Origin of the sequence: Salinispora mooreana (assembly GCF_000379065.1) — a bacterium.
GTDB lineage: Bacteria > Actinomycetota > Actinomycetes > Mycobacteriales > Micromonosporaceae > Micromonospora > Micromonospora mooreana.
On record NZ_KB900614.1, the window covers coordinates 92,177 to 107,353 of the forward strand.

13 protein-coding genes and 1 pseudogene are annotated in these 15,177 nt (G+C 68.5%); 6 read left to right on the forward strand and 8 right to left on the reverse strand.

Annotated elements, in window-relative coordinates; all coding sequences use genetic code 11:
• Positions 1–42: 42 nt before the first annotated feature.
• From SALPAC6_RS0100435 to SALPAC6_RS0100455, 4 genes are all read right to left on the reverse strand, one after another.
• Complete coding sequence (locus tag SALPAC6_RS0100435) at positions 43–1,002, reverse strand: carbohydrate ABC transporter permease (protein WP_018251471.1); 960 nt, start codon at positions 1,000–1,002, stop codon at positions 43–45.
• A gap of 10 nt (positions 1,003–1,012) precedes the next feature.
• Positions 1,013–1,954, reverse strand: coding sequence for a carbohydrate ABC transporter permease (locus SALPAC6_RS0100440; protein ID WP_018251472.1), 942 nt, complete (start codon positions 1,952–1,954; stop codon positions 1,013–1,015).
• 23 nt (positions 1,955–1,977) lie between these two features.
• Positions 1,978–3,381, reverse strand: a complete 1,404-nt coding sequence (gene ngcE / locus SALPAC6_RS0100445; RefSeq protein ID WP_018251473.1) for an N-acetylglucosamine/diacetylchitobiose ABC transporter substrate-binding protein — start codon at positions 3,379–3,381, stop codon at positions 1,978–1,980.
• Positions 3,382–3,486: 105 nt separating this feature from the next.
• Positions 3,487–4,449, reverse strand: coding sequence for a MurR/RpiR family transcriptional regulator (locus tag SALPAC6_RS0100455; protein ID WP_018251475.1), 963 nt, complete (start codon positions 4,447–4,449; stop codon positions 3,487–3,489).
• Between the two features lie 534 nt (positions 4,450–4,983).
• On the opposite strand from SALPAC6_RS0100455, the gene SALPAC6_RS0100460 reads away from it, so the two are divergent.
• Positions 4,984–5,565 (forward strand): hypothetical protein, encoded by a 582-nt coding sequence (locus SALPAC6_RS0100460; protein ID WP_018251476.1) that lies wholly within the window; start codon positions 4,984–4,986, stop codon positions 5,563–5,565.
• A gap of 141 nt (positions 5,566–5,706) precedes the next feature.
• Entirely contained in the window at positions 5,707–7,122 is a 1,416-nt protein-coding gene (locus SALPAC6_RS0100465) for an acyltransferase family protein (RefSeq protein WP_018251477.1), read from the forward strand.
• Here the strand turns inward: SALPAC6_RS0100465 and SALPAC6_RS0100470 are convergent.
• Together SALPAC6_RS0100470 and SALPAC6_RS0100475 are read right to left on the reverse strand one after the other, a co-directional pair.
• Entirely contained in the window at positions 7,094–8,584 is a 1,491-nt protein-coding gene (locus tag SALPAC6_RS0100470) for a CoA-acylating methylmalonate-semialdehyde dehydrogenase (RefSeq protein ID WP_018251478.1), read from the reverse strand. The genes SALPAC6_RS0100465 and SALPAC6_RS0100470 overlap by 29 nt on opposite strands.
• On the reverse strand, positions 8,581–9,891 hold the full coding sequence (locus SALPAC6_RS0100475; RefSeq protein WP_018251479.1) for an aspartate aminotransferase family protein: 1,311 nt from the start codon (positions 9,889–9,891) through the stop codon (positions 8,581–8,583). The genes SALPAC6_RS0100470 and SALPAC6_RS0100475 overlap by 4 nt, the downstream gene beginning before the upstream one ends.
• A 448-nt stretch (positions 9,892–10,339) precedes the next feature.
• Here SALPAC6_RS0100475 and SALPAC6_RS0100480 point away from each other — a divergent pair, with 448 nt between their 5' ends.
• The 3 genes and pseudogenes from SALPAC6_RS0100480 to SALPAC6_RS29845 all read left to right on the forward strand — a co-directional run.
• Positions 10,340–11,542, forward strand: a complete 1,203-nt coding sequence (locus tag SALPAC6_RS0100480) for a helix-turn-helix transcriptional regulator (protein WP_018251480.1) — start codon at positions 10,340–10,342, stop codon at positions 11,540–11,542.
• 169 nt (positions 11,543–11,711) lie between these two features.
• A complete protein-coding gene (gene tgmA / locus SALPAC6_RS0100485) occupies positions 11,712–12,008 on the forward strand; it encodes a putative ATP-grasp-modified RiPP (protein ID WP_223874263.1) in 297 nt (98 codons plus the stop codon).
• A gap of 5 nt (positions 12,009–12,013) precedes the next feature.
• A pseudogene (locus tag SALPAC6_RS29845) lies at positions 12,014–12,385 on the forward strand (MvdC/MvdD family ATP grasp protein); the annotation flags it as partial.
• Positions 12,386–12,487: 102 nt separating this feature from the next.
• Here the strand turns inward: SALPAC6_RS29845 and SALPAC6_RS0100500 are convergent.
• Positions 12,488–13,426, reverse strand: a complete 939-nt coding sequence (locus SALPAC6_RS0100500) for an AraC family transcriptional regulator (protein WP_018251484.1) — start codon at positions 13,424–13,426, stop codon at positions 12,488–12,490.
• A gap of 72 nt (positions 13,427–13,498) precedes the next feature.
• On the opposite strand from SALPAC6_RS0100500, the gene SALPAC6_RS0100505 reads away from it, so the two are divergent.
• Positions 13,499–14,338 (forward strand): NAD(P)H-binding protein, encoded by an 840-nt coding sequence (locus tag SALPAC6_RS0100505; protein WP_018251485.1) that lies wholly within the window; start codon positions 13,499–13,501, stop codon positions 14,336–14,338.
• 94 nt (positions 14,339–14,432) lie between these two features.
• Here the strand turns inward: SALPAC6_RS0100505 and SALPAC6_RS0100510 are convergent, their stop codons facing one another.
• Positions 14,433–15,176, reverse strand: coding sequence for a 3-oxoacyl-ACP reductase family protein (locus tag SALPAC6_RS0100510; protein WP_018251486.1), 744 nt, complete (start codon positions 15,174–15,176; stop codon positions 14,433–14,435).
• Position 15,177: the final 1 nt, after the last annotated feature.

Below are 15,177 nucleotides of genomic sequence, written 5' to 3' on the forward strand. Positions count from 1 at the left end.
CGCGAGGCTGGCCAGCAGCGGATCCGCCGGGCTGACGGCGGGCTACTTGCCGACGCCCGCGGTCAAGCCCGACTGCACCTGGCGCTGGAAGACGAGGTACACGATCAACACCGGCAACATCGCCATGGTGACCCCGGCGAAGAGGCCGGACCAGTCGGACTTGTATCCCTGATTGACCGACAGATCGATCAGGCCCTGGGCGATGACCTGGTTCTTCGGCTCACCATCTACGGACTGCATCAGCAGCGTCGGCAGATACCACTGGTTCCACTGACCGAGCACGTTGAAGATACCGATGCTGATCAGGCCGGGCTTCGCCATCGGCAGCATCACGCTGAAGAACAGCCGGGTGTGTGAGGCCCCGTCAACCAGACCCGCCTCGGCGATCGCGTTCGGCAGGGTCCGGAAGAAGGAGTGCATGAAGAAGACCGTGAACGCCAGTGACCACGCCACGTACACCAGGATCAGCATCAGGTGCTTGTTCGGCCCGAGCGGCGGGAAGACCACCCCGGTGTTGAAGACGCCCTTGAACAGTGGAACGGCGGCGAGGTAGATCGGCAGGGTGAGGCCGGACAGGAACATGTAGTAGATCAGTCGGTTGCCGGGGAACTCGTAGCGCGCCAGCACGTACGCGGCCATCGAGCCGAGCAGCATGGTCAGCGTGACGCTGCCGGCCAGCACGAGCACGGTGTTGAGGAAGAAGTCACCGAGCTGCCCCTCGGTCCAGGCCCGGCCGAAGTTCTCCCAGCGCAGCGTCTCCGGGATCAGCGACAGCGGCTGCCGGATGACCTCCGCGTCGCTTTTCAGAGCCGACATGACCACCCAGATCAGCGGGTAGACGACCATGATCGCCCAGACCAGCAGGAACAGGTGGGAGAAGCCGTTGAAGACCTGCGTGCCGGGCCGCCGGCCGCCGGGCCCAAAGCGACGGGCCGACGTGGGGCGGGCCGGCGGAACGAGATCCGGCCCGACGGGACCGGGGTCATGGGTCACCGTACTCATCGTCGACTCCTCAGTACTCAATCCGCTCGCGGCGGGTGATCCTCAGCTGCGCCGCGGCCAGCAGGATCGTGAAGATCGCCAATGCCACGCCCATCGCGCAGGCGTAGCCGAACTGGCCCTTCTGGAAGGCGGTGAAGTTGAGCACCGACGCGAAAATCTCGCTGGCGTGGTTCGGGCCGCCCTGGCTGGGCGTCATCACGAAGACCAGGGCGTACATGTCCAGGGCGATGAAGCCCAGATAGATCCAGGCCACCGAGACGGTGTCCCGCAGCAGCGGCAGCGTGACCCGGAAGAAGGTGTGGAACCGTCCGGCGCCGTCGAGAATGGCCGCCTCGAAGACGTCCTTCGGAATCGACTGCATCGCCGCCGAGAAGAGCACCATGTAGAAGCCGGCGCCGCTCCAGACCGCGATCAGCAGCAGCCACCAGAGCACCGCGGGGACGCCGAGGAAGGGCTCCGGGTCGTTGGTGAACGCGATCGGGTTCTCCGGGTCGACCAGCCCGATCTTCATCAACACGCCGTTGATCAGGCCCAGCTCGTCGGCCCGGTAGATCTGCTGCCACATGACGGCGACGACAACCAGGGACAGCACCTGCGGGAAGAAGAAAATAACCTTGTAGAGACCGGAGCCGAAGACACCCCGGATGCCGGCCCTGTCCTCGCGGCCGCCCACGTTGAGCAGAAACGCGAGGAACAGGGCCAGCGCGATCGTGAACAGCGGCACGGTGACCAGGAAGAAGACGTTGTGCCAGAAGGCCTTCCTGATCAGCTCGTCGGAGAAGAGCCGGATGTAGTTCTCCAGCCCGACAAACTGCTGCCGGTCGGAGTAGCCACCCCAGTCGGTCACCGAGTAGCCAGCCGCCTGGGCGAAGGGCCAGATCACGTAGAAGAGGTAGAGCGCGACCGGCAGGGCCAGGAAGCCCGTGACGAAACGCGCGACACCGTGCCGCATGGAACTCACTGCCTCCGTTCGGGTCAGGCGGAGCGGGTCTGCTTCTTGATCGACGAGTCACTGGCGACCTTGTTGGCGGCGCCCTGCATCCCGTCAACGAACTGCTGGGCGGTCAGCCGGCCGGCCATCAACTCCGCGGAGAGGTTCTGGCTCTCCTTGTCCAGGTCGGCGTAGAAGTTCCAGAACTTGACCGAGACGAGATCCTGCGGAGCGTTGCTCATCAGCTCGTTGGCGCTGGCCAACGCCGAGTCCTGGACGTTGTCCCCGGAGCCCCTGGTGGAGGCGAGCGATGTGGTCAGCTCGGCGAACCTCGCCGAGCCCTCCTTGGAGAGCACCGCCCGCAGGAACTCCTTGGCGGCGGCCTTGTTCGGCGCCTTCGACGGCACGACGATGCCCTCGCCCGCACCGGCGTAGACGTCGTTCGGCGCCTTGTCGCCCGCCCCCAGGCTCCAGTAGTCCGACAGCTTCATCTCGAAGCCCGGGGGAATGGTCTCCGCCATCTCGTTCTTGAGCCAGGTGCCGACCTGGATGAAGGCGGCCTTGCCATCGAGCCACGCCTGCTGCGACTGGGTGTGGTCGAGCTGGCCGGGGAGGAGCAGCTTGTCCTTGACCAGCTTCTCCCACGCCTCCAGGGCCGGCAGCACCCCGTCGGCCTTCCAGGCGTTCTCCTTGAGGTTGTCAATGTCGATCACGGCCTGCCTGCCGGCGGACTTCCAGATCGTCGCCATCAGCGCCCAGCGCGGATAGTAGCCATGCACCGCGTCGTAGACGTACGGGGCCATGCCCCTCGCCTTGATCTTCGGCGCGAGGGCGAAGAACTCGTCGAAGGTCTTCGGCGGCTGCCAACCCTCCTTCTCGAAGAGTGCGGCGTTGTACCAGTTCCCCCAGACCGTGTACGCGACGTTCACCACGTAGAACTTGCCCTGGTAGGTGCCGTCGTTGACGGTCCCCGGCAGCAGGGTGTCCGCCACCGTGCCCTCGCTGTCCCATGCCGGTGCGGCGAGCAGATCCTCCAGCGGCTCGATCGCGCCCTCGTTGACCAGGGTGCTGATGTCCATCAAGTCGGCACCGGAGTTCATGACGACGTCGCTGGGCCGGGTCGCCATCTTCGGCTGCTCTTCGGTCTTGATCTTCTGGGTCGAGGACATGTTGACCGTGACGTTCGGGCGCTTGGCCTTGAAGATGGCCTCGTCCTCCTTGGCCCACTGGTCGCCCAGCCCGCCGTTGAAGATGACCACCCTGACCGAGCTGCCGTCCCGGACGCCGAATGGGTTGTCCTTGCTCTTCTCGGCGTCGGAGCTCTGCTCCTGGGCCGGCTCACTGCCGGCACAGGCACTGAGCAGGCCGGCAGCCGGGATGGTCAGCAGACCCGCGGCGGCGGCACGACGCAGCAGGGCCCGGCGGTTGAGATCGGGGGTAGCGGACATGCGACTCTCCCTAGCGGTAGATCGGGGGTACCACTGCGGACTGGTGAATCCGTCGTACGACCTCGGCGGTCAGCGGGACCGCTTCGGCGTACCGAGGTGGGCTGATCATGAGCTGGCCTCCTTCGCCGCCTTGTGCCCCGCAACGGCCTGGGCGGTACGTCGCAGGGCCGCGTGGGCTCGGTCGTGGGTGCGCTGGGCGACAGCGATGTAGAGCAGGTCGAGTACGACCAGCTGGGGGTGCCGGGCGGACAGCGCGTCGGGGCGGAAGGTGGTGGCACCGCTGGCGGTGAGCAGCACGATCTCCGCCAGCTCGGCCAGCGGCGAGCGGGCGAAGCCGGTCACCGCGACGGTGGTCGCGCCGCGGCTGCCGGCCTCCGCCAGCATCTCGATGGTTTCCCGGGTCCGACCGCCGTGCGAGACGCCGAGCGCGACATCGCCGGCCCCCAACAGGGCCGCCGAGGCCAGCCCTTCGTGCACGTCGTTCCAGGCCCAGGCGGCGACTCCGATGCGGTGGAGCATGAACTGCATCTCCTCGCCGACCAGGGCGCTGCCACTGGCGCCGAAGATGTTCACCCGGCCCGCGCCGGCGATCGCCGCGGCGGCCCGCTCCACCTCGGCGAGGTCGAGCAGGGCGGCGGTGTCGTGCATCGCCCGGGTGTCGGCGGCGATGATCTGTTCGAGCACCCGGCGCAGCGGATCTCCGGGCTGAATCTCGCGGCCGATGTCGACGGTCCAACCGGCCAGGCGGGCCCGGCCGCTCTCGGCGGCGATGCCGAGCCGGAGGTCCGCATACCCCTCGAAGCCCATCGCTCGGCAGAAACGGGTGATGGTGGCCGGGGAGGTGCCACTGCCCTCGGCCAGCTCGACGATGGTGGCGCGGGTGACGGCCTCCGGGTCGCTGAGCACGTGTTCGGCGACCCGGCGCAGGGCCCCGGTCAGGTCGCTCACCCCGGCCCGGACCCGGGCCAGCACGCCGTCGGCCGCATCGGCACGGACGCCACGGCGGTCGAACCCGTCGGCGTCGGCCACCGCGGTCTCCGTGGCAGCGCCCACCTCGTGATCAACCATCCGAGACTCTTTCCGCAAAGAATGTTTACTGTTGGTAAAAGTTCTTACTGAACCCCCCGTCCTGTCAAGACCATGGATGAAGTTTTCAAAACGTTATCTTTGGGCCGACCCCAGCCGAGGCAGCGAAACCCGTCCGGCAACCGGCACTGACCAGCGCGAGAACACACCCGGGCAGATCAGCCGAGGCTTGACCGTTCTAGGCCCTAAGACCGACTTTGGGTGGTTGATCCCTAATTTGGGGTGTGGTCGGGGGCATGGTGGTGGTGGAATCTCGGTGGGCGTGGGGGCGTTACACCCTGCGTACGGCCGTGGAGGTGCCCCGCTCGGGCGGGTGACGCCGGGCATGGGCCGCCGGGAATGATGGTGGCCGGTCGGTCGTTACATCTGGACCCGGCGCCGTGCGTGTGGCCCGCTTGTGAGGCCCGCGGTCGCCGACCTCTTCCCCTTAGTTTCGTTGAGCGCCGGACGGTGCTCGCACCCACCCCGAACCCCCTTCGGGTGTGGGGTGTCGACCCCCGAATGGAGCAATCCCTGATGAACACGATTCTGCGTCGTAGCGTGCTGGGTATCGCTGGTCTGGCCCTGTCCACCGGTGTCGTCGCCGGCCCGCTGGCCACCCTCACCGACCCCACCCCCGCCTCGGCCGCGGCTGTGGTGCGGGCGGAGAAGCCGGACATGGGCACGCTGATCCCGCACGGCACCCAGGGCACACAGTCGCGCATCGCCCTGGGCGATGAGCAGGTGTCGAACGTGAAGGCCATCATCGAGGCCACCAAGGCCGCCGGGATGGACGAGCGGGCCGCCGTGGTCGCGATCGCCACCAGTTTGCAGGAGTCGAAGCTGGAGAACCTGGGCCACCTGGGCGCGCGTAACGACCACGACTCGCAGGGCCTGTTCCAGCAGCGCCCGTCCAGTGGTTGGGGCACGGTGGAGCAGATCACCGACCCCGCCTACTCCACCACCGCCTTCCTCAACGGCCTCAAGCAGGTCGAGGGCTGGCAGGACATGCCGTTGACCGAGGCCGCGCAGACCGTGCAGGTGTCGGCATACCCGTTCCACTACGCCCAGTGGGAGACCCAGGCCGCCGACCTCGTCGCCGAACACTGGACCAGCTAACCCACCCGCACCACACACACGACCCAACCCACACAAGGGAGAACGAAACTGGTGGCCGGCACCCGAACCAGGGCGCCGGCCACCAGCCATGTCTGGGCGAACACCGACCGGTGAGCAGCACCGTCCCCTACGCTTGCGCTCATGGGCCGCCTGCGCCGACTCGCCGAGGCGACACCGGCGAGCCGGAACCGCTACCTCGACCTACTCCGGGCCCTCGCCATCATCATGGTCGTTCTCGGTCACTGGAGCGTCGTCTCCATCGGGTACGACGCCTCCGGGCAACCCACCGCGCGCTCCGCGCTGCCCGACCTACCCTGGGCCTACCCCCTGACCTGGGCGGTCCAGGTCATGCCGATCTTCTTCCTGGTCGGTGGGTACGCGAACGCCGCGTCCCTGACCTCGCACCGCCGTCGGGGCGGTGACGCCACCGGCTGGCTACTCGGCCGCAGTGCCCGCCTGCTCCGGCCCACCAGCGTGCTGCTGCTCGTCCTCGCCGCCGCCGGCCTCGCCGCCCGGCTCGGCGGTGCCGACCCGTCGTTGACCCGGACCGTGGTCTACTTCGCCACCATCCCGCTGTGGTTCCTCGCCGCGTACCTCCTCGTGGTGCCACTGACCCCGGTGATGTACGCGCTGCACCGGCGCTACGGGCTACTCGTACCGGTAGCGCTGGCCATCCTGGTCGCGGCGGGCGACCTGACTCGCGGACTTGACCTGGACGACGCCGCCCTGCCGAACTATCTCTTCGGCTGGCTGGCCATTCACCAGCTCGGCTTCGCCTGGTACGACGCGGACAAGAAAGACGCTGACACGACGGCTCCGCGCAGCCGCTCGGGTGGGCTTCGAACCCGACGGCTGCCGCTGTCCCGGCGGGCCGGGTGGACGGCGTTGCTCGGCGGGCTGGCGGTGGCGGTGCTGCTGACCGGCCCCGGCCCGTACCCGGTCAGCATGATCAATATCCCGGGTGAGCGGCTGAACAACGCCGCCCCGCCCAGCCTCGCGCTGCTGGCGGTGAGCACCGCACAACTTGGGCTCCTCCTGCTGCTGCGCGGGCCGGCGCAGCGCTGGCTGCGCCGTGACCGCCCCTGGATGGCGGTGATCGCGGTGAACAGCGTCGTACTGACGGTCTTCCTGTGGCACCTGAGCGCGGCGATCCTGGCGATCGGCGCCCTGGACGCGGTGGGGTTGCTGCCAACCCCGGCCCCCGGCACGGCCGCCTGGCTGGCCTGGCGGATTCCCTGGGTGCTGATCCTCGGTGTGCTGCTGGCCGTTCTGGTCGCCATCTTCGGTCCGATCGAGGCGCGCACCGGCCGCCCCCCGGCCGCCCGAGAGCCCTTCCCGCCATCGGACGACCGGGCGGAGCACCGCTGGCGGGCCACCGGCAGCAGCGTGCTCGCTGTCGTCGCCTTCTTCGCCGTCGTTGCCGCGCTCGTGATCAACGCGACCGCCCCACGGGACGCCCCGCTGCTGCTCGGGCTGCCCGTCCCGGCGCTGGTGGCCTACCTGGCCGGGGCGGGCACCCTGCGGGTACTCAGGTCTGGATGGGGAACCCGAGGTTGACCCCACCGTGTCGGGGGCCCCGCCAACGGCTGGTGACCACCTTGCCCCGGGTGAAGAAGCGCACCCCGTCCTCCCCGTGCGCGTGCAGGTCGCCGAAGAGCGACGCCTTCCAGCCGCCGAAGGAGTAGTGCGCCATCGGCACCGGGATCGGAACGTTGATCCCGACCATGCCCACCTGCACCTCGTGCTGGTAGCGCCGGGCGGCGCCCCCGTCGTTGGTGAAGATGGCTGTCCCGTTGCCGTACGGGTTGGTGTTGACCAGGTGGACGGCCTCCTCGTACGAACCGACCCGAACCACCGACAGCACCGGCCCGAAGATCTCGTCGGTGTAGACCGACATCTCCGGGGTGACCCGGTCGAACAGGGTCGGCCCCAACCAGTAGCCGTTCGGGTCACCGTCCGGACGCACGTCCCGCCCGTCCACCACCGGCACCGCGCCCGCCGCCACGCCCGCCTCGACGTACGAGCGCACCCGCTCGGCGTGCGCGGCGGTGACCAACGGGCCCATGTCGCAGCCGCGCCGGCCGTCACCGGTGCGCAGCTCCGCCATCCGCTCGGCGATCTTCTCCACCAGCACGTCCGCGACCGGCTCCACCGCGACCAACGCAGAGATCGCCATGCAGCGCTCCCCCGCCGACCCGAACCCCGCGTTGACGGCGGCGTCGGCGGCCAGGTCCAGATCCGCGTCGGGGAGCACCACCATGTGGTTCTTCGCCCCGCCGAGGGCCTGCACCCGCTTGCCCGCCAGCGACGCACGCTGGTGTACATGCCGGGCGACCGGGGTGGAGCCGACGAACGACACCGCCCGCACGGCCGGATGATCCAGTAGGGCGTCCACAGCCTCCTTGTCCCCGTTGACCACATTGAGCACCCCGGGCGGCAGGCCCGCCTCGGCGAACCACTCTGCCAGCAGCAGCGCCGCGCTCGGATCCTTCTCGCTGGGCTTGAGCACCACCGCGTTACCGGTCGCCACCGCGACCGGCACGAACCACAGCGGCACCATCACCGGAAAGTTGAACGGACTGATCACCGCCACCACCCCGAGGGGCTGGCGAAGGTTGTAGGAATCCACCTCGGTCGAGATGTTCTCGCTGTACCCGCCGCGCATGACCGCGGCGATGCCGCAGGCGTACTCGATCACCTCCAGCCCACGCTGCACCTCGCCGGCGGCGTCGGCGAGCACCTTGCCATGCTCCGCCGTGATCACCTCGGCGAGCCGGTCGCGTCGGGCGTGGACCAACTCCCGGAACGCGAAGAGCACCGCCGTGCGCCGCGACAGGGAGGCGTCTCGCCAACCCTGCGCGGCCCGGTCGGCGGCCTCGACCGCTGCCGCCACCTCCGCGGCGGAGGCCAGCTCGACCTCCGCGGTACGCACGCCGGTGGCCGGATCGAAGACGTCGCCGCGGCGCACGGCCGTGCCGGAGAGCAACGTGCCGTCCACGAAGTGCCCGATGAGACTCATGCCGCCACCTCCCCCGCGGTCCCGCCGGACCGGATCGCGTCCACCAGAATTGCCAGGCCCTCCCGGGCCTCCTCCTCGGTCAGGGTCAACGGCGGGCCCATCCGCACCACGTTCCCGTAGAGGCCACCCTTGCCGACGAGCAGGCCGCCGGCCCGGCACGCCTCGAACACCTGGGTGGCTCGCCCGGGATCCGGGACAGCGGTGCCCGGGTGGACGAACTCGCAGCCGAGCATCAGCCCCTTACCGCGTACCTCGGCGACCCCGGGCAACCCGCCGACCGCGGCGCGCAGCCCCTCGTTGAGGATCGCGCCGACCCGGTCCGCGTTGGCCTGCAGATCGTTGTCGAGCAGGTAGTCGAGCACGGCGTTGCCGGCGGCGGCGGAGATCGGGTTGCCGCCGAAGGTGGAGAAGCTGATCGCCGGCACCGACTCGACCACCTCGGCCCGCCCGACCACCCCGGCAAGCGCGAACCCGTTGCCGACGCCCTTGGCAAAGGTGATCATGTCTGGGGTCACCCCGTGGGCCTGGTAGCCCCAGAAGTGCGTGCCGGTACGCCCCCAGCCGGTCTGCACCTCGTCCGAGATGAGCAGGATGCCATGCTCGTCGAGCACCTTGCGCCAGCCGGCGAGCAGCCCGTCCGGGCCGTGCACGAATCCGCCGACGCCCTGAATCGGTTCGGCGATCAGACAGGCGACATCACCCGAGGTCTGGGTGGCCAGGACCTCCCGCAGATCCTCCACCGCCGCGTCGATCCGATCCGCCTCGGGCAGCCGGGCGAGCAGGCCCCGCAGCCGCTCCCCCGAGTGCAGCCAGGCCACCTGCAACGGGTTCAGCGGGCTCGCCGACCAGCCGCGGTTGCCGGTGATCCCGATCGTCGCGTACGACCGGCCGTGATAGCTGTTGCGCACGGCGAGGATCTGCTGCGAACGCCGATAGTTGGTGGCCATCAGCAACGCGGCCTCGTTGGCCTCGGTGCCGGAGTTGGTGAAGAAGACCCGGGCGTCCGGGATCCCGGACAGCCGGGCCACCTTCTCGGCCAGCTCCACCTGCTGTCGGATCAGATAGAGCGTCGAGGTGTGCACGATCCCGGTACGCAACTGGCGCTCCACCGCCGCGCGGATCTCCGGAATGTCGTAACCGATGCTGTTGGTCAGCACGCCGCCAAAGAAATCCAGGTACGTGCGGCCCTGCGCATCGGTGACCCGGCGCCCCTGGCCAGCGACGAGTTCGAGCGGTTCGTCGTAGTAGAGCGGCATCCAGGACGGGAGCACCGCCCGGTGCCGGGCCAGCAGATCGTCGGCGGTCATAGTGACACCTCTCAACGAAGCGGGTGATGAGGGCACGCTCTCACCACCGCGCATCGCGAACAACTGGCACCGTGTAGCGTCACCACACCGTCCACCTGACACCACGTCAACGAGACGCCCCGATGGATCGGTCAACCAGCACCGAAGGGCGTGGCCCAGGCGATGTCCAGTACGGCGGCCAGTTCAGTGATCCAGGCACCGTGTGTGGGGGTTGCCCCGGACAGATTCCTCGCCACCAAGCAGGGGGTGCTCGGTGTAGCCGACCGGCGGTTGCCGCGTCCCCGTACGGGCTGAGGACTCCGTCCACGAGGACGGGACTTAGCGCCCCGAGGCGACCACGCGAACAGGTGACAGCCTGGCGTGGAGGCGGGGAGTACCGTCGATGGTGGCGGCCCGCCGGGGTTGAGGCCGGCGGCCCGCCGCCCAGTCCTCAACCTGGGAGGCCAACATGGAGCCGAAGCACGACCCAATGCCGCCCGGTGCGCGGATAAAGCTCTATCGCAAACGGCGCGGACTCACCCAAGAGGTGTGCGCCCAGCTCAAGGGTGTCAGCGTGGGCGCATGGCGGAAGTGGGAGTCCGGAGAGCGCTCAGTCAACAGCCTGGTTGACTGGATCGAGATTGCTCGGATTCTCAATGTTCGTGACCTCTACAAACTCACCGGCCATCCGCTCGGGGTAATGCCCGACGACCCGGCCGAACACGAATCGGTGCCGCCGCTGCGGGCGGCAATGACCGCCTACGCACCCGATGCCGACCAACTGTCAAACCTCGCTGAACTACAGTCGGCAGTCCGGCTGGCGTGGACGACGTGGCAACAGTCGCGGCAACGCTACACCTACACCAGCCCGGTCCTCCCTGGCCTGGTCCACGCATCCCGGGCCGCGGTCGCCCGCCTCGACAGCAACGAACGACGGCAAGCCCAGCGAGTCGCGGCCGACCTGTACCTACTCGTCCGCGCGTTTGCGAAGAGGGTCGGCGCTCAGGACCTTGCGATCATCGCCGCTGACCGGGCGCTGACAGCCGCATACGAGGCCGATGATCCCGCCTATCGGGCGTCCGCTGCGTGGAACATGGGCCAGGTGCTCTCCAATCGAGGGCATACCGAGGATTCGGTGGACATATGCCAGCAGGCCATCGCCGACCAGCAGCGCAGCGCCGGCGACGACCCAGCTCGCCTCGCTGCGCTAGGCGGGCTACACCTACTGCTGTCGATCCAGTACGCCCGGCTGCGAGACGAACGGCGGACACTTGACGTGCTTGACCGGGCCGACGCGCTCGCAGCCCGCACCGGGGAGACAGAGCACCACTTCATCTTTTTCGGTCCGACCAATGCGGCCATTCACCGTGCCGCAGCAACGCTGGAACTGTCCCGACCAGGGGAGGCCGCGCGGATCGCGGAACGGGTCGACGTTGGTCGGTCCCCGTCAATTGAGCGTCGACACTCCCACTTCACGCACCTCGCACGGGCGTACGCCAGCAAGCGCGATGACTACGCCGCGATCCACATGCTGCACGCGCACCGGGAGTCCCCCGAGGAGTCCTCGCTGAATCTGCTGATGCGGGCGACGGTTCGGGAGCTGCTGACCAGGGAAACTGCTACTAATCGGGATAAATTGCGCAGCATCGCAGAGCTGGTGGGTGTGGCCTGAAGTACCCCGCTACGGGGTGGTCCCCCATTCCGTGAGAGCCGCAGCGTAATAGCACGCCTACCTTCTGTTGTGGCACGGCTGGTTCGGCCCCCTCCGAATCAGCCGTGCATGACAGATCGGGTAGGGGCGGTTGCAGCCGAAAGGGCGGACGTCTCACCCACCATCGAGGGTGAGGGAGCACGCGCATGATCCGGCTATTCCGTCGACTCCGCCGCCGTTCCGCACGCAGGGACGGGTGAGCCCGGCTCGCCCGTTCGGGCTGACACTGTCCACACAGGTACATGCTGAGGTTCCGGTGGTTGACCTGACCGACGCCCACCTGGACCCGGTGACGCAGACCGTGATCGGTGTCGACGGCGCCTCCTTGGGTAAGCCGCAGACCACGCAGAAGGTCGCCACGAACAGCAAGACCTCCTACGATCACCAAAACTTCAACGACTCCACCCCGGACACCTACCAGGACTGACTCCCGTGACGATCCTGGTACTGACCGAACCCCACGACGTGACCGCCGACCTGGTCATCACCGCACTGCACAACCGAGAGGCGCAGGTACATCGCGTCGACACCGGCGACTTCCCCCAACTTCTCACCCTGACCGCAGAGAACGGCGGCCAGGGCGGCTGGTCCGGTGTCCTCACCGACGCCCACCGGCAAACCCGGCTGGAGAATGTCACCGCGGTCTACTACCGGCGGCCCGGCCCGTTCCGGCTAGCCGATGGCCTCGACGACTACGAACGGCGGTGGGCCACCCAGGAAGCCCGAATCGGGTTCGGTGGCCCGGTCGCGGCGCTGCCAGTACGGTGGGTCAACCACCCCCACCACATGGCGGCAGCCGACTATGGCTTTGACCGGGACAAGCGGTGTCCCGCTGACGCCACAGCGGTCTGCCACGGGCGTCACGTGGCCCTGCCCCCAGACCGCCAGGAGCCCGCCCTCGAACTGCTACCGCCGAGCGGCCGAGCGGTGTTCGCGGGGGCTCACGCCACGCCGGCGTTTGAAGGCGGTACTCAGCGCGAAGGAACTGCCGTAACCCACTCGGCGGGCGACCGCGCCAACGGTGGCGTCGGGCTCGCGGAGCAGGTCGGCGGCGAGGCTCAGCCGCCAACCGGTCAGATAGGACATGGGTGGTTCACCGACCAGTGCGGTAAACCGACGGGCCAACGCCGCCCGGGAGACTCCGGTCTCGGCGGCCAGTGACGCCACCGTCCAGGACTGGGCCGGATCGTTGTGCAGCATTCGCAGGGCGTGGCCGACGACCGGGTCGCGGTGCGCCCGGTACCAGCCGGGGGTCTTGGCTCCGGGGTGGGCGAACCATTCCCGCAGCACCGCGATGAGCAGCAGGTCGAGCAACCGGTCGAGGACCGCTTCCTGACCAGGGTCGTCCTTGACGATCTCGTCGGCCAGCAGTGGGATCAACGGGGAGTCCCAGGAGTCGCCGCGTACGACGAGCAGCGGCGGCAGCACGTCCAGCAACCGTTGGCTGACCTCACCCCGCATCGTGTACGTGCCGGTCAGCAGTATTGTCGGGCCGTCCGAGCTGTTGCCCCAGGTGCGCACCCCCCACTCGGTCATCTCGGACAGTTCCCGCCCATCCGGACTCGTGCAGCGTTGACCCGGATGGACCACGACCTGCGGCGCCGTGGACAGGTCGTCGGCGATCAGGTACGGGGAGGGGCCGCGGAGGATCGCGACATCCCCCGGGTTCAACCAGATCGCCGTGCCCTCGTCGGGTGCGACCCAGGCGTCGCCTCGGACCATGGCCACCAGGGTGAGTGGCGCTTCGTCCCTGATCGCAATAGACCACGGCGGGGTCAGGACCGAACGCATCAGGACCGCGCCCTGGGCTCGGGGTCCGTCCAGGAGACCGGCGACTGCGTCCATGTAGACGATTAAACACAAGATCGCGCGAATCAGCTATGTACCGTCTCACGTGGTTGCACTTAACTGGTCGGTATGGCAACTCAGCGAACGCAGCAGCAGATTCTGGTCCTCGGCGGCACCGGCAAGACCGGCCGGCGCGTCGTGGCACGCTTGCAGGAACAGGGCCTACCGGTCCGGGTGGGTTCCCGCTCCGCCCAGCAGCCCTTCGACTGGACCGACCAGGCAACCTGGGCACCGGCCCTGCGGGACATGAACGCCGTCTACATCTCCTACTATCCGGACCTCGCCGAGCCAGGCGCACTCGAGACAGTCTCCGCGTTCACCGATCTCGCGGTGGCGGCCGGAGTCTCCCGACTGGTGTTGCTGTCCGGCCGTGGGCAGGACAGTGCCCAACTTGCCGAGAAGCACGTCCAGTCTGCCGGGGCCGAGTGGACGATCCTGCGGTCGGCCTGGTTCAACCAGAACTTCAGCGAGGACTACCTCCTGGGTCCGATCCTCGGTGGCGAGGTCGTCCTCCCGGTCGGAGCCGTACCCGAGCCGTTCGTGGACGCCGACGACCTCGCCGAGGTGGCCACGGCGGCGCTGACCGATGACAAACATGCCGGGCAGCTCTACGAGTTGACCGGGCCCCGGCTACTCACCTTCGGTGAGGCGATCGCCGAGATCTCCACAGTCACGGGTCGCACCATCAACTTCGTGCGGGTTTCCCCCGAGGAGTACGCGGACGGCCTCGCCGCCGTAGGCGTCTCCGCTGAGGCGATCGAGTTGCTGACACACCTGTTCACGACCCTGCTGGACGGGCGAAACGCCCAGGTGACCGACGGTGTTGCGCGCGCCCTCGGCCGGCCGCCGCGCGACTTCGCCGACTACGCCACGAGCACCGCGGCCACCGGCGTCTGGGGCGGGGCATAGCCTGCGGTGCCATGCGGATCGACTCAGGCCACGCCGCTGAGGACAACGGCCTGAGTCGATCCACGTGGATCCAGCGGCGGAGTCGCCGCCAGGGTCAAGCGGCGAAGCCACCGTCCACAGCGATGGCGGCACCAGTGACATAGCGACCAGCGTCACCCGCGAGGTGGGCGACGGTCGCGGCGACGTCCGACGGCTGACCGAAACGACCGAGTGCGGTGAAGCTCTGCTGCACATCGGCGCCCTCGGCGTCGGCGGGGTTCATGTCGGTCTCCGTCGGCCCGGGATGGACCAGGTTGGCGGTGATTCCCCTGGCACCCAGCTCGCGGGCCAACGACCTGGTCAGGCCGATCAACGCGGTCTTGCTCGTCGAATACAGCGAGACACCGGGGAGCGGCACCCGCTCGGCCAGGCAACTGCCGATATTGATGATCCTTCCGCCTTCGGTCATGTGCCGTACCGCCGCCTGGGAAGCCACGAAGGGTGCCCGAACATTGACGTTCAACACGCGGTCGATGTCCTCCAGTGACATGTCTTCGACCAGACCGCGCACCAGAATCCCCGCGTTGTTGACCACGATGTCAAGCCGCCCGAACTCCGCGACGGCCTGATCCACGGCCGTGCGCACAGCAGTCGGGTCCGCACTGTCAGCCTGGACCGCCCAGGCCCGGCGCCCCAGCGCCTTGATCCGGTCGACGACATCCGCCGCGCGCTCCGCACTGTCCCGGTAGGTCAACGCGACGTCGGCGCCATCCGCTGCCAGCCTCAGCGCCACGGCCTCGCCGATGCCACGGCTGCCGCCGGTCACGAATGCCACCTTGCCGCCAAGTACCGCACTCATG